The organism is Pseudomonas segetis (assembly GCF_900188155.1).
GTDB classification, from domain to species: Bacteria; Pseudomonadota; Gammaproteobacteria; order Pseudomonadales; family Pseudomonadaceae; genus Aquipseudomonas; species Aquipseudomonas segetis.
Genome location: NZ_FZOG01000009.1, coordinates 90,358 through 113,473 on the forward strand (window position 1 = coordinate 90,358; position 23,116 = coordinate 113,473).

29 protein-coding genes are annotated in these 23,116 nt (G+C 58.1%); all 29 read left to right on the forward strand.

Translation table 11 applies throughout. The features are described 5' to 3' along the window. The first annotated feature begins 94 nt into the window (after positions 1-94). The 29 genes from CHB79_RS20890 to CHB79_RS21035 all read left to right on the forward strand — a co-directional run bounded on the left by CHB79_RS20890 (position 95) and on the right by CHB79_RS21035 (position 23,036). The gene (locus CHB79_RS20890) at positions 95-421 is read left to right on the forward strand and encodes a hypothetical protein (protein ID WP_089361316.1); all 327 of its coding nucleotides are present in this window, start codon (positions 95-97) and stop codon (positions 419-421) included. Next, positions 418-954, forward strand: coding sequence for a lysozyme (locus CHB79_RS20895; RefSeq protein WP_089361317.1), 537 nt, complete (start codon positions 418-420; stop codon positions 952-954). Before CHB79_RS20890 ends, CHB79_RS20895 begins: the two co-directional genes overlap by 4 nt. Continuing rightward, positions 951-1,571: a hypothetical protein gene (locus tag CHB79_RS20900; protein WP_089361318.1), complete on the forward strand. Its 621-nt coding sequence runs from the start codon at positions 951-953 to the stop codon at positions 1,569-1,571. The genes CHB79_RS20895 and CHB79_RS20900 overlap by 4 nt, the downstream gene beginning before the upstream one ends. Beyond that, positions 1,571-1,960: a hypothetical protein gene (locus tag CHB79_RS20905; RefSeq protein ID WP_089361319.1), complete on the forward strand. Its 390-nt coding sequence runs from the start codon at positions 1,571-1,573 to the stop codon at positions 1,958-1,960. Before CHB79_RS20900 ends, CHB79_RS20905 begins: the two co-directional genes overlap by 1 nt. Further along, positions 1,953-2,264, forward strand: coding sequence for a hypothetical protein (locus tag CHB79_RS20910; protein ID WP_089361320.1), 312 nt, complete (start codon positions 1,953-1,955; stop codon positions 2,262-2,264). Before CHB79_RS20905 ends, CHB79_RS20910 begins: the two co-directional genes overlap by 8 nt. Before the next feature lies 1 nt (position 2,265). Then, a complete protein-coding gene (locus tag CHB79_RS20915) occupies positions 2,266-2,784 on the forward strand; it encodes a DUF3486 family protein (protein WP_089361321.1) in 519 nt (172 codons plus the stop codon). 2 nt (positions 2,785-2,786) lie between these two features. Then, positions 2,787-4,478, forward strand: a complete 1,692-nt coding sequence (locus tag CHB79_RS20920) for a hypothetical protein (protein ID WP_217898877.1) — start codon at positions 2,787-2,789, stop codon at positions 4,476-4,478. Continuing rightward, on the forward strand, positions 4,472-6,064 hold the full coding sequence (locus CHB79_RS20925) for a DUF935 domain-containing protein (RefSeq protein WP_089361322.1): 1,593 nt from the start codon (positions 4,472-4,474) through the stop codon (positions 6,062-6,064). Before CHB79_RS20920 ends, CHB79_RS20925 begins: the two co-directional genes overlap by 7 nt. Then, positions 6,054-7,298, forward strand: a complete 1,245-nt coding sequence (locus CHB79_RS20930; RefSeq protein WP_089361323.1) for a phage minor head protein — start codon at positions 6,054-6,056, stop codon at positions 7,296-7,298. The genes CHB79_RS20925 and CHB79_RS20930 overlap by 11 nt, the downstream gene beginning before the upstream one ends. A gap of 88 nt (positions 7,299-7,386) precedes the next feature. Beyond that, the gene (locus CHB79_RS20935; RefSeq protein WP_089361324.1) at positions 7,387-7,836 is read left to right on the forward strand and encodes a phage virion morphogenesis protein; all 450 of its coding nucleotides are present in this window, start codon (positions 7,387-7,389) and stop codon (positions 7,834-7,836) included. Positions 7,837-8,140: 304 nt separating this feature from the next. After that, the gene (locus tag CHB79_RS20940) at positions 8,141-9,142 is read left to right on the forward strand and encodes a phage protease (RefSeq protein WP_176443238.1); all 1,002 of its coding nucleotides are present in this window, start codon (positions 8,141-8,143) and stop codon (positions 9,140-9,142) included. A gap of 3 nt (positions 9,143-9,145) precedes the next feature. Next, a complete protein-coding gene (locus CHB79_RS20945) occupies positions 9,146-9,595 on the forward strand; it encodes a hypothetical protein (protein WP_089361326.1) in 450 nt (149 codons plus the stop codon). Between the two features lie 40 nt (positions 9,596-9,635). Then, complete coding sequence (locus CHB79_RS20950; protein ID WP_089361327.1) at positions 9,636-10,538, forward strand: Mu-like prophage major head subunit gpT family protein; 903 nt, start codon at positions 9,636-9,638, stop codon at positions 10,536-10,538. 11 nt (positions 10,539-10,549) lie between these two features. Continuing rightward, entirely contained in the window at positions 10,550-10,963 is a 414-nt protein-coding gene (locus CHB79_RS20955; RefSeq protein WP_176443239.1) for a gp436 family protein, read from the forward strand. Further along, positions 10,963-11,520: a phage protein Gp37 gene (locus CHB79_RS20960; RefSeq protein ID WP_089361329.1), complete on the forward strand. Its 558-nt coding sequence runs from the start codon at positions 10,963-10,965 to the stop codon at positions 11,518-11,520. Before CHB79_RS20955 ends, CHB79_RS20960 begins: the two co-directional genes overlap by 1 nt. After that, the gene (locus CHB79_RS20965; RefSeq protein WP_089361330.1) at positions 11,517-11,741 is read left to right on the forward strand and encodes a DUF2635 domain-containing protein; all 225 of its coding nucleotides are present in this window, start codon (positions 11,517-11,519) and stop codon (positions 11,739-11,741) included. Before CHB79_RS20960 ends, CHB79_RS20965 begins: the two co-directional genes overlap by 4 nt. Further along, positions 11,741-13,228, forward strand: a complete 1,488-nt coding sequence (locus CHB79_RS20970) for a phage tail sheath subtilisin-like domain-containing protein (RefSeq protein WP_089361331.1) — start codon at positions 11,741-11,743, stop codon at positions 13,226-13,228. The genes CHB79_RS20965 and CHB79_RS20970 overlap by 1 nt, the downstream gene beginning before the upstream one ends. Before the next feature lie 15 nt (positions 13,229-13,243). Then, entirely contained in the window at positions 13,244-13,600 is a 357-nt protein-coding gene (locus tag CHB79_RS20975; RefSeq protein WP_089361332.1) for a phage tail tube protein, read from the forward strand. Positions 13,601-13,602: 2 nt separating this feature from the next. Then, a complete protein-coding gene (locus CHB79_RS20980) occupies positions 13,603-13,962 on the forward strand; it encodes a phage tail assembly protein (RefSeq protein ID WP_176443240.1) in 360 nt (119 codons plus the stop codon). Positions 13,963-14,082: 120 nt separating this feature from the next. Beyond that, complete coding sequence (locus CHB79_RS20985; RefSeq protein ID WP_089361334.1) at positions 14,083-16,131, forward strand: phage tail tape measure protein; 2,049 nt, start codon at positions 14,083-14,085, stop codon at positions 16,129-16,131. Positions 16,132-16,369: 238 nt separating this feature from the next. Then, complete coding sequence (locus CHB79_RS20995) at positions 16,370-17,674, forward strand: DNA circularization protein (protein ID WP_089361336.1); 1,305 nt, start codon at positions 16,370-16,372, stop codon at positions 17,672-17,674. Continuing rightward, complete coding sequence (locus tag CHB79_RS21000) at positions 17,667-18,743, forward strand: phage baseplate assembly protein (protein WP_089361337.1); 1,077 nt, start codon at positions 17,667-17,669, stop codon at positions 18,741-18,743. The genes CHB79_RS20995 and CHB79_RS21000 overlap by 8 nt, the downstream gene beginning before the upstream one ends. Then, positions 18,743-19,273, forward strand: a complete 531-nt coding sequence (locus CHB79_RS21005; protein ID WP_217898878.1) for a phage baseplate assembly protein V — start codon at positions 18,743-18,745, stop codon at positions 19,271-19,273. Before CHB79_RS21000 ends, CHB79_RS21005 begins: the two co-directional genes overlap by 1 nt. Continuing rightward, complete coding sequence (locus CHB79_RS21010) at positions 19,273-19,722, forward strand: phage GP46 family protein (protein ID WP_089361338.1); 450 nt, start codon at positions 19,273-19,275, stop codon at positions 19,720-19,722. The genes CHB79_RS21005 and CHB79_RS21010 overlap by 1 nt, the downstream gene beginning before the upstream one ends. Continuing rightward, complete coding sequence (locus CHB79_RS21015; RefSeq protein WP_176443241.1) at positions 19,712-20,761, forward strand: baseplate J/gp47 family protein; 1,050 nt, start codon at positions 19,712-19,714, stop codon at positions 20,759-20,761. Before CHB79_RS21010 ends, CHB79_RS21015 begins: the two co-directional genes overlap by 11 nt. Continuing rightward, positions 20,749-21,372 carry a YmfQ family protein gene (locus tag CHB79_RS21020; RefSeq protein ID WP_089361340.1) on the forward strand — a complete coding sequence of 208 codons (624 nt, stop codon included), beginning with the start codon at positions 20,749-20,751 and terminating at the stop codon, positions 21,370-21,372. Before CHB79_RS21015 ends, CHB79_RS21020 begins: the two co-directional genes overlap by 13 nt. Beyond that, entirely contained in the window at positions 21,373-21,957 is a 585-nt protein-coding gene (locus CHB79_RS21025; RefSeq protein WP_089361341.1) for a hypothetical protein, read from the forward strand. Next, on the forward strand, positions 21,958-22,548 hold the full coding sequence (locus CHB79_RS21030) for a phage tail protein (protein ID WP_245851616.1): 591 nt from the start codon (positions 21,958-21,960) through the stop codon (positions 22,546-22,548). Then, positions 22,545-23,036: a C40 family peptidase gene (locus CHB79_RS21035; RefSeq protein WP_089361343.1), complete on the forward strand. Its 492-nt coding sequence runs from the start codon at positions 22,545-22,547 to the stop codon at positions 23,034-23,036. Before CHB79_RS21030 ends, CHB79_RS21035 begins: the two co-directional genes overlap by 4 nt. Positions 23,037-23,116 lie beyond the last annotated feature (80 nt).

Below are 23,116 nucleotides of genomic sequence, written 5' to 3' on the forward strand. Positions count from 1 at the left end.
CAAATGGTGGGCCTTTTTCATAAAAGGGCTTTAATCCCAGCCGTACCTCCTCACTCAGTATCGTCAGTGCTCAAGATCATTGGAGCCTGACAGCATGTCTTCCAACCAGCCCACAACTCCCCGAGACTATGCGGCGGCCATTCTGGCCGAGCCTTCGCTCGACCGGCGCAAGCTGTTGATGGAGCGCTGCCCACAAGAGTGGCGCAGCTTGGTCGAAGAGCACGTCAAAACGGCTTTCAACAAGGTTGTTGCCTACCGCCAACACCGTTCTGGTCGCGCCCAACTTTCTCAGCAGAAGCCCCCAGCTGCTCCGCGCCGTGAAGATCAGCCCCAGCCCATCGACTACCGTCGCTCGGCGCCCGAAGTAGGCAATGCACACTTGGCCAAACTCCGTGCGGCTATCGGCAAGGGGGCGGCATGAGCCTGAGAGCGCGCATTGCAGGTGGCACGCTGGTACTTGCCAGCGCGGGTCTAATGACCTTTCTAGGCACTTGGGAGGGTGAAGGCCAGAGCACGGTTTACCCGGACAAACTGGCTGCAAATATGCCGACGGTTTGTAAAGGCATCACCAATTACACAAGCCCTTACCCCGTTGTGATCGGCGACTACTGGTCGGACGAACGCTGCGCTGAGGTCGAGCAGCTTGTGGTCAGCAAGGGCCAACTCAAGCTCGCTGACTGCATCAGCAACCCCAGTATTACCCAGAACACATTCGACGCCCTGAGCAGCCATGGCCACAACGTTGGGAACCCTAATACCTGTGCGAGCCGGGCGGTCGGTCTGATCAATACGGGACGGGTGGCAGAAGGTTGTGACGCTCTGGCATGGGGCAACAACGGCAAGCCTGTTTGGGCCTATGTATCTGACGGTCAGGGCGGCAAACGTTTTGTGCGCGGCCTGCATAGGCGCCGCTTAACCGAGGTTCAACTCTGCAAAAGAGGGCTGCCCCAATGAAGTGGATTGACTACCTACGCCCGTTTTTCCCTCTGGCGCTGCTATTGAGCTTCGTCGTGTGGGTCAACTATTTGGAGTCGGCAGCATTCGACGATGGTTTCAGTCAAGCCAAGGCCGAGGGCGCGCTTGCACTGGAAAAACTGCGCGGTGATCACCAAGCGCAGGAACTGGAGCGCGCCAAGACTGCCGAGGCCAGTGCCAAAGATGCCGCAAAACGCCTGCAACAAGTGCAAGCCCAAAACGACAAATTGACCGTAGATCTTGCCAACCAGCGCCGCACGTATCGTAAAACCACCGACCAACTCATTGGGGAGATAGCCCGTGTTAACGACCTCTATCGCAAGGCGCTCGATGCTGAGCCGGAGCCTTTGCCTGCTTGTGTGCTCACTCGTGGCTGGGTGCGGGTCTACGACCAAGCGACTGGAGCCATCCTGCCCAGCCCCGTCGATTCCAGCGGAGCTGTTACGCAAAGCGCCGAAAGCCGAGCCATTGAGCAACTCGATTCAGGCATCGGCTCGACCGCTCTCTTGGCCCACCACGTCCGCTATGCCGAACAGTGCAAAAGCACAGCGGCTCAGTTGGACGCTCTAATCGACGTCGTACAAGGAACCCCGTGATGCCTTTGCCGCTTGACCTCACAGAAGTGATCGGGTGGGCAATTTCCCTGCTTTCGATCTTTACCGGCCTTGTGTTTGGGTTGGTCAAATTGCTGCTCGCTCAGTTTGAAAAACGCTTAGATCAGCGCTTCACCGCCCAAGATCAGGCCCGTAAAGCCGCGACCAAACATTGGGAGGAAAGCTTCGAAAAAGTGCTCAAGCGTCAGGATAAGGACGCGGAATCACTGGCCCAGTTGGAGCGCAACTTTATGCGCTTTCAGGCTGAGCTGCCGCTGGAGTACGTGCGCCGCGAGGACTGGGTGCGCGGGCAATCGGTGATCGAGGCCAAGCTTGATGGATTGGCCCTGAAGTTTGAGAACATTTTGCTCAAAGGAGTGCGACATGATTGACCCCGCCAAGGCGCGCCGCGAGTCGCTTCGCTGGTATTTGCTGCTCACCCTCAATACATCCCGCCCAGTCGATCCGCACGAAGCCGTAGTGCTGTCGACGATTCAGGGTATTTATCCAGATTGCACGCTATTGGAATTACGCCGCGAGCTGGACTACATGGCTGACCGCAGCCTGGTCACGCTGAACAAGCAGCCGAGCGGCCACTGGGTGTGCGGCCTGACTCATTACGGCGTCGATATTGCCGAGTACACCGTGGATTGCCGCCCCGGTATTGCCCGCCCGGAAAAGTATTGGAGCACTTGATATGCCGCCGCGCAGCAAGGTCACCGCTTTACCTAGTGAAGTCAAAGCTTGGCTCGATCAAGCGTTGGTCGAGAATAACTTCTCAGGCTACGAACTGCTTTCTACCGAGCTGGCCGAGCGCGGTTACAGCATTGGCAAGTCTGCTCTGCATAGCTATGGCCAAGGCTTCGAGGAACGCCTATCCGCTTTAAAAATGGCCAGTGAACAGGCCAAAGCCATTGTGACAGCCGCTCCAGATGATGAAGGGTCTGTCAACGAAGCATTGATGCGCTTGGTGCAGGAACATCTGTTCAAGCTGCTGATGAGTGAGGACGGCAAGATCGATCTCCCCAAGGTGGCCAAGGCTGTGGCCGAGCTAGGCCGTGCGAGTGTTGTGCAGAAGAAATGGGCGGCGGAGGTAGAAGTCCGTCGGGCAGCTCTGCAGGAAGCCGCAGACCGTATCGATGCGGCTGCTGTTGCACGGGGACTCAATGCCGAAGAAGCCAGTTTCTGGCGCGAACAAGTCCTGAAGGGAATGTAACCATGGGGGTTCCCGCACCACTTTCTGATACCGAGCGGCTAGTCGATTGGGACGAGTTGCCAGAAAGCGTCCGTTCAATTCCTGCTGATTTTAATCCACTTGCCAAGGGTGTGCTTATGGCACATCAGAGCGAGTGGATTTCCATGCAACAGGATCTCGACATCGCTGTTTGCGAAAAAGGACGCCGTACCGGAATTACCTTTGCCCAAGCTATGACCGACACAATCACAGCCGCATCAGCCAAAGAGGCCGGTGGTGACAATATCTGGTACATGGCAGATACGCGGGAAAAAGGTCTCGAATATATTGGTTACGTTGCCAAGTTCGCCCAAATCGTTGCCCGTGGCCAAGCAACCATGGTCGAGCAGCATATCTTTATTGACCAACTTGAAGACGGCAGCAGCCGTAACATCCAAGCTTTTCGAGTTCGCTTCGCAAGCGGGTACCGAGTCACCGCCTTGTCGTCTAGGCCCGAGAATATTCATGGCTTGCAAGGCCTGGTAAGTATCGACGAGGCGGCATTGCATAAAAATGTTGGCCACGTGCTGGAGTCAGCAACTGCGCTGTTGATCTGGGGCGGTCGTATTCGTATCTGGTCTACTCACCGGGGCAAGAAAAATCCTTTTAATCAGTTCGTTCAGGACGTGCGCGCAGGTCGCTACGGTAAGCGTGCGAAGGTAATTCGCATTGGGTTTGATGATGCGGTGGCCAACGGTCTGTTCGAGCGGGTCTGTTTCATGCGCGGTACCACGCCGACCGAGGAGGCAAAAAAGGAATGGTATGAGGCCATTCGTGCTGCTTACGGCCCGCGTAAAGCAGCCATGCGTGAAGAATTAGACGTTATTCCGCGTGACGGTGAAGGCTCAGCGATTCCGGGTGTATGGATTGAGCGTGCAATGCCCGAAAATCGACCTGTGCTGCGTATCGTCTTTGATGACGAATTTCCCAAGCGGCCCGAGGCCGAACGTGACACATGGTGTGCTACCTGGATCGCATTACAGCTGCTTCCCGTACTGGAAGAGGCTACCAAAAACTTCAGCGGCCGCTGGGCAATCGGCATGGACTTCGCCCGTCACCGCCACTTCTCGGTCATCAAGCCTAGTCGAATCACTCAGGAGTTGCGGCGTGACGTGCCATTTCTGATTGAACTGGCTAACGCGCCGACTCGCCAGCAAGAGCAGATCCTGTGGGCGTTGCTCGACACGCTTAATAACTGGACATTCGCTGGCGATGCTACAGGCCCTGGCCAAACCCTTATGGAGTACACCGGTGATCGTTACGGCCGGGCCGAGTGGGATGAAGCAAAAGGTCGCTGGATGGGTGGCCCAGTGCACGAAGTGACGTTGTCACGCCCTTGGTACGGCGAATGGATGGGCAAGTACATCTCATTATTTGAGGACGGCTTTATCACGCTGCCTCGAGATGCCTCATTGGAAGACGATCACCGTGCTGTCGAGTTCATTGACGGTATACCGATGGTGCCAAGGATCGAGCGAAAAGACCTTAAAGACGCCGAGTTAGTGCGACATGGCGACGGTGCTATTGCGGGAGCTTTGATGAACTTTGCAGCTCTCAATCACGTCGGCGATTGGGTTAGCGAATTTACGTCAGCTTCGCGTTCCAGAGCGTTCTCAAGCTCTGATGGCGCGGACGAAGACGACACTGGTGATGGTTTTGGAGGCGGTGCATGGTAAATATCAAAGGCATGATCAAGTCGTTGTTTGGCGGCGATACGGCTGCACTCAGTGAGCAGCAGACTGATGATCAGGCCCGTATCGGCCAACTCAAGCGTGAGTTTGCCGAACACCCGAGCAAGGGGCTGACACCTGGGCGGTTGTATCAGATCCTAGAAGCCGCTGAGCAAGGTGACCTGCAGGCGCAGTCCGACTTATTCGAGGACATGGAAGAGAAAGACCCGCAAATTGGCGCAGACCTGCTCAAGCGCCGCCAGTTAGCCGCCGAGTTGGAATGGCAAATCATCGCGCCGGATAACGCCACGGCCCAAGAAAAGAAGGCAACCGAGCATGCTAATGAGGTGTTTTCGGCTATGGAGGTCGAGGACTTGGTGCTCGATCTCGGCTCGGGTCTGGGGCATGGTTGGGCGAACCTAGAGTTGAACTGGCAGCGTGACGGCGCTATCCGCTACATCGAACAACCAACCCTGCGCCCGCATAGCTGGTTTCGCTTGCACCCAGACGATCAAAACGTGCTGACTCTGCGCGACATGAGCGCCACGGGTGCCGAGCTGTGGCCATTGGGTTGGGTTGATCACCGGCATCGAGCACGGCCCGGTTATGTTGCCCGCTCAGGTTTGCACCGCATGTTGGCCTGGCCGTATCTGTTCCAAAACTATGCGCTGGGTGATCTGGCACAGTTGCTGGAGATCTACGGCATGCCTGCGCGCTTGGGAAAATATCCTAAAAACGCGACCGATAAAGAGAAAGCCACGCTGTTACGGGCTGTTGTGAGCATGGGTAAAGATGCCGCAGGTATCGTTCCCGAGGGTATGGCCATCGAGTTTCTGGAGGCCGCGCAAGGTCGCAGCGACGTGTACCTGGCGATGATGAACTGGTGCGAGCGCAGTAAGTCCCGAGTGATTTTAGGTGGCACGCTGACCAGCGGTACGGGCGAAGGCACCAACACTAACGCCTTGGGCAACGTCCATGAGCGGGGCCAGACCAGTTTGATCCGTTCAGACGTGCGCCAATACTGCAGCAGCATTCGCAAGTCGATTCTATGGCCTATGGCGGCGCTCAATTTTGGTATTACCCATGCTAACCGAGCGCCCCGGTTTGTTCTGGACATGGGCGAGACCGAAGATTTGCAGGCTCTGGCCACAACCTTACCGGTGTTTGTCGACATGGGCGCTAACATTCCAACCTGGTGGCTGCATGAAAAAACGGGCATCCCTAAAGCTGGCAAAGATGATGAGGTATTGCGGCCCGCGCCCCAAGCGCCAATGACTGCCATGCTGCGCCAACAACCGGCCAGACCTTTAGCTGCGCTGCGCCAGAGTAAAGGCCCGGCAACGCCAGCCGATGCCATTGCCGCCCGGCTTGCCCGTGAGGGTGACCCGCACATCGCGGGTTGGTTGGAGCGGATTGAGGCTATGTTGGAAGCAGCCAGCTCATTGGAAGAGTTCCGGAAGATGCTGTTAGCCGCCCAAGATGATCTTGACGAAGACAAGCTGGCCGAGCTGCTCGGTGACGGCTTGTCGGTTGCCGATCTGGCCGGTCGCAGCGACATCGAGGACGTTTCGGAGAGCAGCAATGGCAGATAACGGCCAGCCGACCTTGCGGCCGGTGTTGGGTCAACCATTCGCCGAGCAAGTGGCCTTCTTCCGCAACAAGCTGGGCAATCTGGTGCCGACCGCACGCTGGGACGATATTAAGCGAGACGCACATGACACCGGTTTCATGGTTGCGGGCGCTGCCAAGGCCGATTTATTGACCGATTTGGCCGTGGCGGTGGATCGAGCAGTAAGTGAGGGGCGCGGCCTTGGCGATTTCCGCAAAGACTTTCGCTCCATCGTCGAGCGTAACGGCTGGCACGGCTGGACAGGTGAAGGCACTCGAGCTGGCGAACGTTGGCGCACCCGCACTATCTATCAAACCAATGCCATGACCAGCTATTCAGCAGGACGTTTGGCACAACTGCACGATGGCGGGTTCGATTTCTGGGTCTACAAACACAATGACTCGGTGCGCAATCCAAGACCGGAGCACCAGAAACTTGACGGCCTAACTCTGCCTGCCAAGCACCCATTCTGGAAGCGATACTATCCGCCCAACGGGTGGGGCTGTCAGTGCTACGTAATCGGTGCGCGTTCTGCAGCTGGAGCACGTCGTCTTGGCGGTGACCCAGATAAACAGATTTTGGACGGTTGGGACGCTGATGATGCTCCGGGCATCGATGAAGGCTGGGATTATCAACCAGGTGCCCGTGTAGCCCAGACCGTAACCCATATGGCCGAAAAGTCCCGAGCATGGCCGTATGAGATCGCCAAGGCCTATATGACAGGCGTGCCCGAGTTACTGCGTGACCAACTGGCGAAAAGCTATCGAGCCTTGCCAAGTGTCGCCGACGATTCCAGGCGCTATGCGCAGCGCGTACTGCGCGGAGACAACCCGGATCAGTTGCCAGCGTATCGAACCATGGGTCTGCTGACGGCCGGTGATGTGGGGCAAGTGCACCAGATCAAGGATATTGCTGTAGATGGTTACGACTACGCCCTGGACGTGTCGGCAGTGCGCCATGTGCAGAGAAAACATGGCGGTAAGAGCGAGCATTCAAGGGGGCAGCGGCCAGTCACCGCAGAGGACTACGCCATACTGCCTAAATTGCTTAATGATGCTGGCCCGCTGATTGATGCTGGCCTGTCAGAGTCCACCAATTCGCCACTGGTTCGCCGGGAAATGACGGTAGATAACGAAACCTACGTGGCAGTGTTCGAGGTGCGTCGCAAGCGCAAGATGCTGGTATTGCAGACGTTCTATGTGCGGGTGCGGAAATGATGTGGCCCCGCCCTCGTCCTAACGCCCTAGGCGTTTCATGGTATGAGCATGACGGTGCGGTGCTCGGGGCCAAGCTGGAGTATAACCGATGATTGAAGTTCAGGTAGATGACAGCCGAGTGGCCGCGGCGTTGGCCGAGTTGGTTCGACGTGCGCATGATTTGCGTCCTGTGCAAGCTGACCTGGGCGAGTACTTCATCGAATCGACCAAGCGTCGGTTTGCCACAAAGACGGCTCCGGATGGCACCCAGTGGAAGGGCAACGCCCAGGTCACCATCGACGGTAAGGGCCGCGATGATTCGTTGATTGGTGAAAGTCGTAGGCTGTCCAACGAAATCCACTACCGAATCGACGGTACTCGCTTGTCCTGGGGCAGCAGCTTGGTTTACGCCGGTATGCAGCAGAATGGCGGCCTGAAGGCCGCTTACCCTCACTTGTGGGGGGATATCCCCGCGCGCCCCTATTTGGGTCTGTCTGGTGGTGACGAACAGGTGTTACTGGAAATTCTGCAGGAGCATCTGGCCGGTGCCGTTAATTGATCTTGTCTGTGACCGCGTTGGCGACGTTTTCAGGTGCGGCGCGCAACATCGGTGTAGCTTTGCGTTGCAAGGCGCGTTAGACCACCGTTAGATTCACTCACAGGCGCATGCGCGACGTGCGCGAGAGCCTGAGTCCTGCGCAATCTGATAACCTTGATGGCTCCTCCGGGCAATTCTGGCCCACCCCGAATATATAAAAATCCTTGAAACCCAAGCGTTTTCGTCTGCCACGCAATATGGCCGCATGAAAACGAAAACCCCTTATCCAGTCGCAGCCTGCTCCCTTGCCCTAAAAGTGGCGAGTGTGGACGGTTTGACTCGCCTGATTCCTGCGGGCCGCTTTGAGGCGCCACGCGGGGCTTTGGCTGGCAGTGGCCCTTGGTTTCTGGGTGCCGCCGCTGCCCAGTCGATTATCCAGCGTGCTGCCGCCCGCAGCACCGATATCGTCATCGACTACGAGCACCAGACCCTCCTAACCGAGCAGAACGGCGAGCCAGCTCCCGCGTCCGGCTGGATCGACCGCACCTCACTTCAGTGGCGCGACGACGGCCTTTACGGGCGGATTGACTGGAAGGCTCGCGCCCAGGCGGCAATTGATGCGGATGAGTACCGCTACTTGTCCCCGGTTTTCCCTTACGACCCCAAGACCGGCGACGTACTCGATCTGTTGCATGTCGGGCTGACCAACAATCCGGCAATCGATACCGCTATTCCCGCCCTTGCTGCGGCCCGCCTGGGCAGTGGCACCTATGACCCTACCCGAGAGGAAGACACCGTGGATCGTGAAAAACTGATCAAGCTTCTGGGGCTGTCTGCTGACGCCACCGACGAACAGATCGCCGAAGCCATTAACAAGCTGAAAACTACGGCCGACGGTGCTGAACAAGCTATCGCAGCGGCCCAAGACGCTGCGACCGTAGCCGCCACCAAGGCCGCTAAGCCTGACATGGGCCAGTTTGTGCCGCTCGCTGTGTTCCAGGAACAAGGCACCCAGCTTGCAGCCCTGCGCGCCGGTAGTGATGTGGCGCAGTTGGACGCGCTCATCGAAGAAGGTCTCAAGGATGGCCGTATTCCGGGCAAGGCGACGGCAGATTGGCTGCGGGAACAAGGCGTTGCGGCATGCAAAGCCCACCTGAAAGACGCCCCACCGGTCGCGGCGCTTCGTGGCTCCCAAACCACTGACACTCGTAAGCCAGACGATGCCGACAAGAAAGGCGACAAGCTCAGCGAGCCCGAACTTGCCGTCTGCCGTGCAACCGGAATCTCCCCAGCGGACTACCGCAAACACAACCCCGTAGAGGAATGACCCATGGTCGCCACAACCCAAAATCGCAACACCCCAAGCGTAGCCGGGCACCGTCGCGGCTATCCGGTCGCCGCTGCTGTCCTGTGCCTCGCCGGAACCATCGCAGTGATCGAAGCATCAGGCGCAGTTAAGCCAGGCGAGACCGGTGTCGGCCTAATTGCCGTCGGTATTTTCGAGCACCAGGTGGACAACCGCATCGGCGCTGAAGGCGAGCAGATGGCGCAAGTGCTACGCGGTTTTGCCCGCTTGGAAAACAGTGCTGATGCAGACGCCATCACTGCGGCTGAGACCGGTCAGCGCTGTTACATCGTCGACAACCAGACGGTTGCCAAGACCGATGGCGCCGGTACGCGCTCAGTTGCCGGGATTGTCGACCATGTCGATGACGTTGGCGTCTGGGTACTGATCGACCCTACCAGTGGCGTGCTGCTGGCTGACGCGGCGGCTGGATAAGCCACCACTTTCTATTTGTTGACCCACGAGGACATACGCAATGGATCTTACCCCCGCCAACCTGCAGGCGCTGTTCAAGGCCTACAAAACGAATTTCCAGCAGGGCTTTGCCTCGTTGGGCGATAACGGCTCGCTCTTTGAGCAAGTTTGCACTGTGGTGCCATCGAGCACTGCTGTCGAGGTTTACCCCTTTCTAAAAGGCCTTCCGCGCCTTCGTGAATGGATCGGTGATCGTGTGGTGCACAGTCTGGAATCGGGTGATTTCAGCATTAAAAACCGCAAGTTTGAACTGACCGAAGGCGTCAGCCGTGACGCGATCGAGGACGATACCTACGGTCTGTATGCGCCGGTTTATCAAGAGTTTGGTCGTTCCAGCCGTGAGCACCCGAATGAGTTGATGGTCGAAACCTTGACCAGCAACCCGAAGTGCTACGACGGCCGTGCCTTGTTCGGTAACCACACCGTGTTCAATGACAAGGGTAAGGAAATCCAAGTCAGCAACGACATGGGCGGCACCGGTGCAGCCTGGTACTTGATGGACTTGACCCGCGTGATCAAGCCGGTGGTGTTCCAGAAACGCCGCGATTACGCCTTCAAGGCCCTAACCGACCTCAACAGTGAACGTGTGTATATGACCGATCAATTCCTGTTCGGTGTGGACGCCCGTGCTAATGCGGGGCCTGGTCTGTGGCAATTGGCTGTGCGCTGTAACGAACCGTTTAACGCTGAAACCTACGAAGCGGCTCGTGCCCGCCTGCAGGAACTGAAGGGTGATCACGGCCGTCCGTTGGCCCTGCGTCACAGCCACACCATGGTGCCAAACGGTATGGAAGGTGCGGCGCTGCGAGTGTTGAACAACTCGCAGACCAGCAATGGCGCGACCAACGAATGGGCTGGCACCTCAAAACTGATCCTCAACCCTTGGTTGCCTAGCGCAGCTTAATGGAGCCCCTCATGCCCTACGTGACCGTGGATGCATTGGTCGAGCGTTTCGGCCGCAATGAGATTCTCGACATTGCCGAAGTCGAGGCCACTGGCGAGATCGATGAGCCCAAGGTCGCGCGGGCGTGTGAGGACGCTGCAGGTGAAATTGACGGCAGTTTGGCTGCTGGTGGGTATCGCTTGCCACTGGTCAAAGTGCCGCCAGTGATAGCCGCTTACGGTTGCGATATCGCCCGTTATCGATTGTATGACGATCGCGCAACGGAGCAAGTGACCAAGCGGTACGACGACGCTATTCGCTTCTTGCGTCTGGTGGGCAACGGCTCGGTAAAGCTCGGTTTGCCATCGGTCGATGACGAAATCCGAAGCGCCGGTGACGTGATGATGATGCCAGGACGGCGTAGCTTTCCAGGCGGGGTTTTCTGATGTTCGCCCAGATCGAGGACGAAATTATTGCGCGCTGCAAGCGGGTGGTCGGCCAGCATGTAAGAACAATTGAGGATCTGCCGGGCAACTGGGACGAACAGACCCTCAAGGCCGCTCGGCGCAACGTACCTGGTATCTACATCGCATGGTCAGGCGGACGTGGTTTACCCGGTAGTCGCGCCTCAATGACCAGCCGTTACGCCGTGTATGTGGTCACCGGCCAAGCCAGCGGAGAGCGCGAGCGGCGCCGGGGCAACAACCGTCAGGTGGGCGCTTATGAATTGCTGGAACGCATTGTGCCAGCGGTGCATGGGTTGGCTGTAAAGGATGTAGGCACGCTGCAGTTGGAACAAGTCGACAACCTTTATTCAGACCGGGCCGACCAGCAAGGCATCGTCATCTATGGCGCTGTTTACACCCTGAAAACACCTTTTCCAGCGCCACTGGATGCCAATGATTTGGCCGACTTTGAGACCTACCACGCCAACAGCCGGGTGCCGGACGGCCCGGATATAGAAACACATCTGACCCTGCCTTCGGGCGAGGAGCACCCATGAATCAACGAACAATTAAGCCCGCTGAAGCTGGGTTGATCGTGCGCAGGCCCGACAACGCCAAGCCGCTGGCCGCTCAAGGTGAAAGCGTTACCTGGTCGCCGTACTGGCAGCGTCGTTTGGCTGACGGCTCGGTCGTAGCAGTGCCAAAAATGGCGCAAGAAACACCCGCCAAAGAAAAGGCCCAGGCGGTGACTACTGCCAAGAATGAGGGGAAACAGTAATGGCCATCAGCTCTACAGTATTCAACGACATTCCGGCCGCGTTGCGGGTTCCGGGTTGGTATATCGAGTTTGACAACCGTCTGGCTGGCAATGCCGTGTTCCAAGGCAAGTTGTTGGTGCTCGGTCAAATGCTCAGCTCGGGCACGACTGAACCTCTGGTGCCCGTGCGTATCACCCGCGCCGAGGAAGGTGATGTGCTGTTCGGTCGCGGATCAATGTTGGCCGAGCAACTGCGCGCCATCAAAGCGGTCGACCTGTACACCGAAACGTGGGTCATTCCGTTGGAAGATGCTGCGCTGGCCCAAAAGGCAGCGGGCAGCATTCTGGTGACCTCCGGGCCTAGCGAGACTCGACCTCTGGCGCTGTACATCGCCGGTTACCGGGTTTGGTGCGAGATGGTTGCGGGGGCAACACCAGCGGTTACCGCCCAGGCGATTGTCGATGCGATCAATGATGACGGTCGCTTGCCTGTTACCGCCGCTCTGGACGACGTCACGCCCGAGCAGGTCAACATCGAATGCCGTTGGGGCGGACTGACCGGTAACGGTATTTCCCTGGGCGAATGCCTGAAAGGTGAAGAACGCCCGCAGGGTTTGATACTGACCTCGGTTGAACCAACCGGTGGCGCCGTTAACCCGGAACTGATGGGCGCTGTGGCGGCCATGGGTGATGAGTGGTGGAACTGGATTTGCCTGCCGTACACCGACACCACCTCTTTGGAGATGATCGAGGCCGAGCTAGTCAGTCGTTATGGGCCTATGCGCCAAAAAGGTGGCCGTGCATTTGCAGCATTCCGTGGCACGCACAGCGCTGCCGCCACGCTGGGCAATGGCCGCAATTCGCCGCACGTCAGCATCATGGGCATGGGGCTTGCGCCGAGCGCGCCGTGGATCTGGGCGGCGGTGAACGCCATTGTCGCAGCTAAAAACCTAGCGATCGATCCCTCGCGTCCGCTGCAGCGCCTGCCGTTGCCGGGGCTGATCGGCGCACGTGAAGGTCTGCGCTGGGATGACTCAGAGCGCAACCTGCTGCTGTATGACGGCATCGCTACCCACACGGTGGCCACCGACGGCACGGTGCAAATCGAACGCCAGATCACCACTTACCAGCGCAACTCGGCGGGCGTGGCGGATGACAGCTATCTCGACATCAACACGCCCGAAACCCTAGAGCGTATCCGCTATGAGCAGCGCAGCCTGTTCGCGCAAAAGTACGCCCGCCACAAGCTGGCCGAGGACGCAGATCGGGCGCTGTACGACCCGAGCCAGCCGATCATGACGCCAAAGGTGGCCAAAGCCGAACTGCTCAGTCTGTACCGCCAAACGTTGATGGGCGACCGCGCATGGGTGCGCGACTACGACGGCTACAAGGAAAGTCTGCAGGCCAGTATCGACCCGGCCGACCCGAGCCGCCTCAACGTGATCGATCAGCCGATGTTGATTGGCCAGTACCGCGTTCACGCCCAACAAACGCAATTTCGCCGTTAAGTCATAGGAGGCCGTATGAGCGGACAAGTTACCGGGATCGCCACTATCCGTGTTGATGGTGTCGAGTTCCCAACAGAGCGGGGGGCAACTCTCAACCCCGGCGGGGTTAACCGCACCACGCGCATGGCGGGCAAGCGGGTTTTCTACAACGAAGAGCCGGTGGCAGCAACGCTGCAGTGCACTGTGCTGCACACCGCCGAGGTTGACCCGATTGACCTCAATACCATCAAAAACGCCACTGTTTTGGTCGAGTGCGATAACGGCCAGGACTACATGTTGAGCGGTGCTTTTGTGACCGAAACGGCAGAAGTTAATACCGGCGAAGGTCAAGTGCGCTTGAACATGGCCGCCCGCCGCTGCGAAAGGATCTGATGATGAGCAATGCAAGTTATCTGGACACGCTGGATCTCTCCGACGAGGAACGCGCCCGTGTGCAGGATTTGGGCGATGAAGTGCAGGTCACCCTGCTTGAGCCCATCACCTACAAGCACAGCAAGTTCGATGGCGGCGATCGCACCCTGACCGAGCTGCGCCTGGTTAAGAAAGTTAAGGGCAAGCACATGAAGGCCATGGATCAGACAAAGGGCGATATCGGCCAAAGCCTTGCGCTGGTGGCCGCATTGTCGGGCACGCCAGCGAATGCAATGGACGAACTGGACTCGCGTGACATGGAGGTCGTACTGACGCTGGTTGAGCCTTTTTTGCCCAAGCGCCGTCGGACTGGGACGCCTTAGTTCGGGTAGTTGCGGTGTCGTTCACCGGCTTCAGCCCGCTGGAGCTGTTGGACATGGAACTTGATGACTTGCGCTGGTGGTACGGCCAGGCGGAAAAATTGGCCCAGGAGATGAAGCAACATGGCGGGTGATCTCAGAACATCGGTGATCCTTGATCTGGTTGACCGGATCAGCGGGCCTGCTCGGCGCGTAACCCAAGCATTAGGCCGACTGGCTCGCCGGGCTGGCCTCGACGGGCTCGTTCGCTCAGCCCGTGGGGTACAAACTGCGTTGGTTCGCACCATCCGGCATGCCGTTGCCCTGGGCAAAGGGTTGGCTGTGGTGGGCGGCGCAGCTGCTGCAGCTGGTTGGGCAATTACCCGCATGGTCGGTGGCGTGGCCACCCTTGGCAATGAAATCAAGATCACCTCCGAGCGTCTGGGTGTTGGTGCCGGTTGGATTCAAGAATGGATCTATGCCGGTCGGCAGTTCAGTGTTGAAAAAGACGCCCTAATTGATGGCTTTAAGGAACTGAGCCTGCGTACCGATGAGTTCGTGGTGACCGGCTCTGGTGGTGCCGCCGATGCATTTGGGCGCTTGGGCATCACCGTTAAAGACCTGCGGGCAACTGCCGGTGATACCGAGAAACTGCTCAACCTGGTGCAGTCGCGCATGGGCAGAATCAAGAACGACGCTGCCAAACAACGGATCTTCGACGAACTGTTCGGCGGCAGTGGCGGCGAGCAAATGGTTACCTTGCTCACCCAGTCACGCGAGCAACTGGACGCTTTGCGCCAAGCCGCCCGCGACAGTGGTTCTATTCTGAGTGATGAAGACATTGAGCAATCCCGGCGCTACGTGCGCCAGATGGACGAACTCAGCACGTCGCTAGGCTCAATCAAAACCGCCGTACTCAGCTCACTGCTGCCAGCGGTAAACCAGTGGCTCGGCGGGCTTCGTGATTTGACCAAAGCCAACCGCGCCATGGTGACTCAGCAGTTGCTGACCGGAATAAAGCAGCTTTGGACAGGGCTTCGGGCGGTGGGGAATGCTGTTGCGTGGGTTGCTAATCTGGTCGGCGGCTTTGGGAATCTTATCGTCATTCTGGCGGGGCTGCTGGCAACCAAGCTGGTCTTCTCTTTGGGTTTAACAACTATCGCTTTGGTCAAATTTGCTTGGAGTATGTCAGTTGCGGCCGTTAAGGGCGTTTTATCCTTTTCGAAAACCTTGCTCGGAATGGCAGCCCGCGCCATTCCTGCCGCGATTATGGGTATTCGTGCGCTGTCTTTGGCACTGCTCACCACACCGATTGGCTTAATCATCACCGGCATTACCGCTCTAGCTGGCGCGGTCTACTTGATCTATCGCAACTGGGACGGCATTTCGGTTTGGTTCGGCAACCTATGGGTACAGATCAAGGCGTTCTTTGACCGTGGCATCGGCGATATCGCTAAAGATTTGCTGTCGTTCAGCCCGGCTGGATTACTGCTCAAGGCTGTTGATGCCGTATTCGCCCTGTTTGGTGCGCGGCCTCTAAGTGAAGTCGGTAAAGAGTGGATCGGTGGCTTATGGGATGGCCTTCGTGAGCGCTTTGAGCCGCTCACTGGTTGGCTCAAGCAAAAGATTGCAACTCTATCCGACTGGATAGTCGGTGGCATTGGCGGCATTGCCAAAAGTCTGTTGTCGTTTAGCCCGGTCGGTCTACTGGTCAAAGCTATAGATGCTGTGTTCGAGCTGTTCGGCGCACGGCCGCTGAGTGAAGTTGGCGAAGAATGGGTGGGTGGCCTGTGGGACGGCATTCGCGGTCGCTTCGATCAGCTCACTAGCTGGCTGAAACAAAAGGTCACCGCCTTGAGCGGCTGGTTGCCGGACTGGATTACCAACGGCAGCGGTATATCGGCTCAAGTTGGCAGCATCACGTCACCCACTAAGTTGGTCGCTCCGGTCGCCAGCGTTGCGGCAGCAACCAAACTAGGCGCACCGGCCGCGAATGCACCGTTGGTTCCTAAGCTAGGTGACTCCGCCGTGGCCGGTCGATCGATGATGCTAGGCAACCAAGGGCGTACTGATGTGGGCGGTGAGCTTCGGATCAAGATTGATTCAGAAGGTCGGCCGCGTGTTGCGTCGTTGAAACGCAATGGCGGCCTAGATTACAGCGTAGAAAGCGGCACGCTGGGGGTGGTGCCGTGAGACTAGTTTTATTCACCGTCGGCTATTCTCGACTCTGCCATGCTCTTGATGAGCGCCGTGTGCACGCCTGCTGCAGACACGAACCCAATAGCCACCGGAGCCCACCAAGGGGATGCGCCGCCAGCCAAGCAAATGACAACGCCAACCGCTACCCCGGTTGCTACAGCGATAAGTGTCGCTTTCTCAGTTGGTTTCATGACCTGTACTCCAAATACGGGAAATGCATGGAGCCTAGCACATGAGCTGGCATACACGTATAGACCCTGAGCTGCGTGGCAGTTATCGAGGTGCGGATTTCTTCGTCGAGCGCTCTGATACCACTGTCGGTCGGCGCTGGTTGGTGCACGAGTATCCACGCCGGGACGTGCCGTATACCGAGGACATGGGGCGCCGGGCCAAGGAATGGCGCTTGTCGCTGTTCGTGGCCGGTGATGATTATGACCAGCAGCGCGACAAGCTGATTAAGGCGTTGGATGCGCCTGGTGCAGCGACCCTGGTGCACCCTTATATAGGCACAATGTCGGCGGTGGCCACCGACGCACGTTTCAGCGAAAGCACCCGCGAAGGCGGAGTGTGTGTGTTCGAGGTGACGTTTACCGAAAGCGGCCAGCAGTTAATGCCGGAAACCAGCATCGACACTCAACTAGAGGTCGGTCTGGCTGCTGAAATCCTTGAGGCTTTGACCGATCAAGACTTCCTTGACCGCTGGAGCATCGAGGGCCTTACAGGTTGGTCGCTTGCGTCTATAGAACGCGACTTAGCGTCGGTGATCGACGGCCTAGAGCAATTCATCGGTGGCATTGCCGAAGACATTACGAGCGTGATCCGCTTTCCGGCGAACATCGTTGGAATGATCCTGGGCGGCTACAACCAGTTGCGTAATGCCGTGATGCGACCGGTCAACGCGCTCGACCTGTACAGCGGTAATAGTCCGCTGTCGGGCAATGGCGAAAGTGACAGTTCATCGCGTAATGCGCTGAACCTGAGCACTAGCAGCCAGTCAGCGTCAGGCTTTGGCCGTTTGCGGCTCGCACCAGGTACACCTGTGCGTGCTGTACGAATGCTAACTGAAGCCAGCGCCAGCGGTTACGCTGTGGATATTCCGCCTATGGATACGCCCGAGAATATTCAGCGGGCCAATAACATTGTGGCCGCTGCCCAGCTCAATGGCCGCTTGGCCGCCGTAACGGCCGCCCGAGTGGTCGCGGAAACCGACTGGGTATCCCGCCAAGATGCTGACGCGGCCGGGACTGATGCGCTGAACTTGATTGATCAGCAGATACAAACTGTTGAGCCGATCAACGATGACGTGTTCAACGCTTTAATCGTGCTACGTGCGGCGCTGTCTACGGACTTGCGCAGCCGAGCGCTGGCTCTGCCAAACATCAGCACCTACACGCCGCAGGTAACTCTGCCCGCAGTAGTAATTGCCCACCGGCTATATGGTGACGCCACCCGAGCGGATGAAATCTGTGTGCGCAATAGCGTTCGGCACCCTGGCGCACTGCGCGGCGGTATGGTGTTGGAGGTGCTCAGTGATTGAACAAGAGCGCGTCATTCTGCAGATCGGTAGCGAGCTGCATGTCGGCTGGCAAGAGGTGCGTATTCGTATGTCCCTTGAGCAGATCGCCGATCAGTTCGAGCTCACATTGACCGAGCGCTGGGCCGAATCTGGTGAGGTTCGCCCGGTCTCGCCTGATTCGGCTTGCACCGTGTCGATCGGCAATGAGCTGGTGTTGACCGGCTATCTCGATGAAGTACTTCCCGACTATGACGCAGAGCAACACACCATTGCCGCTAGTGGGCGCAGCCGTGCGGCCGACCTGATTGATTGCAGCGGCCAAGAACAGCGCCTCGACGGTCGGACATTGCTGCAAATTGCGCGGTCTTTGGCACAGCCTTACGGCATTGAGGTCATCGACACCGTTAATGCCGGTAAGCCATTCCGGGCATTTGCTTTGGAAGATGGCCAACCCATTGCCGAGGCGATCGAGCGTGCTGCGCAAATTCGTGGTGCGCGGGTGGTCAGTGACGCCCAGGGCAACTTGGTGATCGTGCATGCAGTTCAGCGCAAGATCACTACAGCGCTGGTATTGGGCGTAAACATCCGCCGTGCTTCCGGGGTGTTCAGCAACCGCGATCGGTTTAATGAGTACATCGTCGAGGGGCAAACCCCAGGCGATAACGACTGGAACGGAACCCAAGCATCCAGCCCCCGTGGGGTAGCGCGTGATCCTCGGGTACGCCGCCCGCGCACCACTCTTGTGGTTTGCGATACACCGGCCGACAGCAGCGATTGCTCTGCACGGGCTGAGCTGGAGTCGCGTATGCGCTGGGCTAAAGGCCGTGGCGTGACCTACACCGTCAGCGGCTGGAAGCACGAACAAGGTATCTGGCGGCCAGGCGACCTGGTGCCCGTGCGCGACGCCTATTTGGGACTGGATGAGCCGCTTCTAATTAGCGATGTGCAATTGATTGAGGGTCTAGACGGGCGCTATGCCGAGTTACGCGTGGTGCCGCCCGCAGCATTCGAGCCGATCCCTATCGCTGAGCCTAAGCCGTCCAGCAGTAGCAGCGACGGCAAAAAGAAACCGGGCGATTGGGGCTGGTGATGAACGAAGAACGTAAGTGGCAACGAATGCTTGGCCCAGTTTGGCGCCGTATGCGCCTGCTGGTGAGCCGTGGTGTATTGAAGTTGGTCGACGATGCTCAGAGCCTGCAGTCCGTTCAAGTGACGCTTTTAGGTGAGTCGCCAGCCTGGGCCGAACGGTTCCAGTCGTACGGCCTGACGTCTAATCCGCACCCAGGCGCCGAGGGCATTGTCGCCTCGGTTGGCGGGGCTCGGGCGCACCTGGTTGCCATCGCTGTGGATGATCGACGCTATCGCTTGGCGTCTCTCAAGACTGGAGAGGTCGCGCTCTATGACGACCTTGGTCAGAGCGTACACCTGACCCGCGACGGCATTGTGATTAAGGGCGCAGGCTTGCCGCTTGCATTCGTTGAATGCCCAGTGGTGACCATGGACGGTGACCTTGAGGTCGCAGGCAATGTGCGTGACCACACCAGCACCATGCAGGACATGCGTGGCATCTATAACAGCCACAACCATGGCGGCGCTGGCCCAAATCAGGGGATGGTCTGATGGATGTCGCTCTGGTTTATGACGCCGAGGCAAAGGCCTTCGACCTAGCCATCGCCGACGGCGACCTGATCACCGATTCGACGCTGGAAACCGCAGTGTTGCTCTCGCTTTACACCGACCGCCGAGCGCTGGCCGAGGACGTATTGCCGGATGGCGGAACCGACCGGCGCGGCTGGTGGGGCGATGCCTATTCGGCCCAGCCACACGGCTCGCGCCTATGGCTGCTCAGTCGCGAAAAAGAACTGGATGAGGTTTTGCGCCGGGCGCGTGAGTACGCCAGCGAGGCGCTGGAGTGGATTACTGAGGACGGTATTGCCACCTCAGTTGAAGTTGATGCCATTCATCTGCGCCGGGGTGTGCTGCAACTAATTGTGGGCATTGAGCGCTCTGGAAACAGCGTACTAAATCGCCGTTTTGACTATGTATGGGGAGTTACCGATGGGATTTAAGCGGCCTTCGCTGCCCGAACTGATTGGGCGCGTCGACAATGACCTAGTCTCCCGTTTGCCTGGGGCCGAGGCCAGTTTGGCCCGGAGGCTGACTAAGTTGCTCGCAACTGGCGAGGCCGGAGTGGCTCACGGGCTGTATGGCTATCTGCAATGGTTGGAGCGCCAGCTGTTCCCGGAAAGCTGCGATGACGATTTGCTGCATTTGCACAGTGTTGGCGTACCCCGTCGCGAGGCGACCACCGCTAGCGGGCCGGTAATCTTCACCGGAACCGTAGGCGCGGTGCTCGATGCGGGCACTCTGGTACAGATCGATGGCTTGGAATACCGCACGGTTGAAGACGTTACCTTTGCAGCCAATACCGCAACCGTTGATGTAGAGGCGCTCGATGCCGGAAGTGCAGGCCGTCAATCGGAGGGCGCTCGCCTGACTTTGGTTGCCCCTATTGTTGGCGTCAACGCCAACGCAATTGTTGGGGGCACTGGCATCACGGGCGGTGCGGATATCGAGACCTTCGACAGTTGGCGTGATCGCATCATGTTGCGCCGGGCGCGCATACCTCGTGGCGGTGCAGAAGGTGATTGGGTCGAGTGGGCGTTACAGGTCTCGGGCGTTACCCGTGCCTGGGAAGATCCCATGGGTATGGGGCCTGGCACTATTGTTATTCGCATCATGGCTGATGACGCCGTGGACGGGCCGCTGCCTTCTCAGCAACTGCTCGACGACGTGTTTGCCTATATAGGCACGCGACGCAATGTCACGGCGCATGTGTATGTGATCGCGCCTGAGCCTGTGCCATTTATCCCGCAAATCAGGGTTACGCCGGATAATAGCCAAGTGCGATCTGCTGTAGAGCAGTCCCTGCGTGACCTCATTCTGCGCACCAGTTCTCCCGGCGCCACTCTGCCTATTTCACAGATTCGCACGGCCATTGGCACCGCTGCCGGTGTGACGGACTACGAACTGGAGACACCAGTGGCCAGCGTGCCCCATGCCCACGGCGAGTTAGCCATCTGGGGAGGTGTTGAGTGGCTGGTCTGACGGCTGACGACTATCGCCAGCAGCTTTTTGCGCTGTTGCCGCAAGGCATCGTCTGGAACTCAGCTTTGGACTCAACCCTGCAGCGCCTTCTGGGAGGTCAAGCCAGCGAGTTTGCTCGCATTGATGAACGCGCCGTGGCGCTTCTTCCCGAGGCTGACCCGCGCCAGGCGCTGTACACCTTTGAAGAGTGGGAAGCCAGTTATGGCCTGCCATCGTCATGCGCGCCTGCAGAACAATCGATGGCAGATCGAAAAGCCGCACTGATCGGGCGAATCGTCGGAGGCGGCGGCTTAATTGCCCAAGATTATTTGGATTTGGCAGAGGGCCTCGGCTATGCCGGTGCTCAGGTACTGGAGTTTCGCGAGGCGACGGTCGAGGTCGATACAGCGACCGGCCATACCGGGTCGGTAATAGGCGATGACATCAACGGTGCCCACTGGGATCTGACTTGGCGCGTGTTACTGCCCTCAGGTGTTGTACGTGAATCGATTATCGGTGAATCCGTGATCGGCGATCCGTTGCGTTCTTGGGGCAACGAACTTGTTGAATGCTCGCTGCGGCATGCCGCGCCGAGTTGGTTAATCCTGCAAATAGGGTATCTGGAGGAATAAATGGAAAAGGTAGGCGCATACACAGACCGGGTAACTGATGAGGGCGAGTGGCGCTCAGGAAACCCTGCGAGCGGGCAGCAGGCCACACCGATGCTGGCGGAGTACTTCAACATGCTGCAGCGGGAAGTGGTAGCGGTCGTTGAAGACGATGGGACTGCTCTGGATAAGGCTGATAATGGTCAGTTAGTGGCCGCTATCAAACGTATTGCTGGGAAGCTGTTTGGGGAGCGCATTGCGACACAACCCGAAGTTGATGCAGGCGCGCGTGATGATGTTTCAGTAACGCCAAAGAAGCTAAAGCATGGGCTGCTTTACTCGTTTAATGCCAACGGCTATTTCTTCTTACCGACCTGGTTGAGTGGCTTTGGTTTCCAGTGGATGAGCGTAACGATGCCGCCAAGTTCGACTGTTAGTTACCCACTCCCTTTTGCTTTTCCAAATAGCCACTTCGTTGCGGTTGGGAATATTGCAATCCCCGCTCAAGCCACCATGAACGTTGCACCGGACGGCAACGGGGCTGTGAGAATCCAACACCTTTACGCCACGGGAAGCCAGGCGGGCAGAATTTTTTCGGTGGGCCGATAAATGAAACGACTTTATAGCGCAACAACTGGAACCACATACGCAGAAGGCGTTCATTCAGATATCCCAGCAGACGCTGTGCCCATCAGTGATGAGCTATATCTAAGCGTAATTGCAGAACCTGCTAGCGGAATGGTTCGGAGTCACGATTCTGCTGGGCTGCCTTTCCTTGTCGCCCCACCGCCGCAGACCCACCAAGAGTTGTGTGCCGGTATTGATCGTGCCGCCGACGCGGCCCGTCTTGCTGTTGCAGGTGATCCACTCCGCGCCACCGAGTACGAACGTGCAGCTAGTGAGGCACAAGCCTTCAAAGACGCTGGCTACCCAACTGAATCAGTACCTCGGACGGTCGCTGCATGGGCTATCAGTGGGAGAACCGCCCAACAAGCCGCTGACAGCATACTGGGCGAGGCAGCAGCCTACACTGAGGCGCTCTACCGCTTGCGTGAGACGCGGTTGAATGCAAAAGAGCAAGTGCGCCTGGCAATGCAGGAAGGCAACCAAGAACAGGCGGAGCAAATTGCCGATCAAGCCATTGCGGCAATTAATGCTGCGATTGGAGGCGTGGGTAATAGCGCTGGAGCAAACGTATGAACAAAATCCGGTTGCTCTTCACCCGCCGCCACCATCTTGGCAGCCTAGCGATCAGAACATTGACCTGGTCGGCTTGGTCTCACGTTGACCTTATTGATGAAACATCGGGTGTGCCCGTCTTGATCGGTGCTGTTGCACCGCATGGCGTGGTTATTGAGAGCCTAGAAAATAGACTCTCACTCGCAAGCCGGGCGGCCGTGGTCGAGTTCCCAGTCGCTGACGCATTGGCCGTTATCGACGCCGCAAGGCGCCAACTGGAGAAGCCATACGACTGGTTAGGTTGCGCGGGCATTGCACTGCGTAACCGCGACTGGCAGCAGGCTGACAGTTGGTTTTGCAGTGAGTTGGTTGCATGGGCATTTGCGGCGGGCAAGTCGCCGCTCTTTCGCGAGGATGAGGTCGCTAGGATCACGCCTCAACACCTCTGGATGCTTGCCCATCCATACCAGCGGCCGGAGCGGCCACTGGATTTATTGAATTTGATTTAAGAGAGGGCGACCAGTTCTCGTGTAGGAGCACAAGAACTGACCGCCTGCCCGCAGTCCAAGCCTGCAAGCCAGCCAAGGCC

Coding starts and splice junctions, on each gene's coding strand:
- CHB79_RS20890 (WP_089361316.1), top strand. CDS start 95: ATGTCTTCCAACCAGCCCACAACTCCCCGAGACTATGCGGCGGCCATT.
- CHB79_RS20895 (WP_089361317.1), top strand. CDS start 418: ATGAGCCTGAGAGCGCGCATTGCAGGTGGCACGCTGGTACTTGCCAGC.
- CHB79_RS20900 (WP_089361318.1), top strand. CDS start 951: ATGAAGTGGATTGACTACCTACGCCCGTTTTTCCCTCTGGCGCTGCTA.
- CHB79_RS20905 (WP_089361319.1), top strand. CDS start 1,571: ATGCCTTTGCCGCTTGACCTCACAGAAGTGATCGGGTGGGCAATTTCC.
- CHB79_RS20910 (WP_089361320.1), top strand. CDS start 1,953: ATGATTGACCCCGCCAAGGCGCGCCGCGAGTCGCTTCGCTGGTATTTG.
- CHB79_RS20915 (WP_089361321.1), top strand. CDS start 2,266: ATGCCGCCGCGCAGCAAGGTCACCGCTTTACCTAGTGAAGTCAAAGCT.
- CHB79_RS20920 (WP_217898877.1), top strand. CDS start 2,787: ATGGGGGTTCCCGCACCACTTTCTGATACCGAGCGGCTAGTCGATTGG.
- CHB79_RS20925 (WP_089361322.1), top strand. CDS start 4,472: ATGGTAAATATCAAAGGCATGATCAAGTCGTTGTTTGGCGGCGATACG.
- CHB79_RS20930 (WP_089361323.1), top strand. CDS start 6,054: ATGGCAGATAACGGCCAGCCGACCTTGCGGCCGGTGTTGGGTCAACCA.
- CHB79_RS20935 (WP_089361324.1), top strand. CDS start 7,387: ATGATTGAAGTTCAGGTAGATGACAGCCGAGTGGCCGCGGCGTTGGCC.
- CHB79_RS20945 (WP_089361326.1), top strand. CDS start 9,146: ATGGTCGCCACAACCCAAAATCGCAACACCCCAAGCGTAGCCGGGCAC.
- CHB79_RS20950 (WP_089361327.1), top strand. CDS start 9,636: ATGGATCTTACCCCCGCCAACCTGCAGGCGCTGTTCAAGGCCTACAAA.
- CHB79_RS20955 (WP_176443239.1), top strand. CDS start 10,550: ATGCCCTACGTGACCGTGGATGCATTGGTCGAGCGTTTCGGCCGCAAT.
- CHB79_RS20960 (WP_089361329.1), top strand. CDS start 10,963: ATGTTCGCCCAGATCGAGGACGAAATTATTGCGCGCTGCAAGCGGGTG.
- CHB79_RS20965 (WP_089361330.1), top strand. CDS start 11,517: ATGAATCAACGAACAATTAAGCCCGCTGAAGCTGGGTTGATCGTGCGC.
- CHB79_RS20970 (WP_089361331.1), top strand. CDS start 11,741: ATGGCCATCAGCTCTACAGTATTCAACGACATTCCGGCCGCGTTGCGG.
- CHB79_RS20975 (WP_089361332.1), top strand. CDS start 13,244: ATGAGCGGACAAGTTACCGGGATCGCCACTATCCGTGTTGATGGTGTC.
- CHB79_RS20980 (WP_176443240.1), top strand. CDS start 13,603: ATGAGCAATGCAAGTTATCTGGACACGCTGGATCTCTCCGACGAGGAA.
- CHB79_RS20985 (WP_089361334.1), top strand. CDS start 14,083: ATGGCGGGTGATCTCAGAACATCGGTGATCCTTGATCTGGTTGACCGG.
- CHB79_RS20995 (WP_089361336.1), top strand. CDS start 16,370: ATGAGCTGGCATACACGTATAGACCCTGAGCTGCGTGGCAGTTATCGA.
- CHB79_RS21005 (WP_217898878.1), top strand. CDS start 18,743: ATGAACGAAGAACGTAAGTGGCAACGAATGCTTGGCCCAGTTTGGCGC.
- CHB79_RS21010 (WP_089361338.1), top strand. CDS start 19,273: ATGGATGTCGCTCTGGTTTATGACGCCGAGGCAAAGGCCTTCGACCTA.
- CHB79_RS21015 (WP_176443241.1), top strand. CDS start 19,712: ATGGGATTTAAGCGGCCTTCGCTGCCCGAACTGATTGGGCGCGTCGAC.
- CHB79_RS21025 (WP_089361341.1), top strand. CDS start 21,373: ATGGAAAAGGTAGGCGCATACACAGACCGGGTAACTGATGAGGGCGAG.
- CHB79_RS21030 (WP_245851616.1), top strand. CDS start 21,958: ATGAAACGACTTTATAGCGCAACAACTGGAACCACATACGCAGAAGGC.
- CHB79_RS21035 (WP_089361343.1), top strand. CDS start 22,545: ATGAACAAAATCCGGTTGCTCTTCACCCGCCGCCACCATCTTGGCAGC.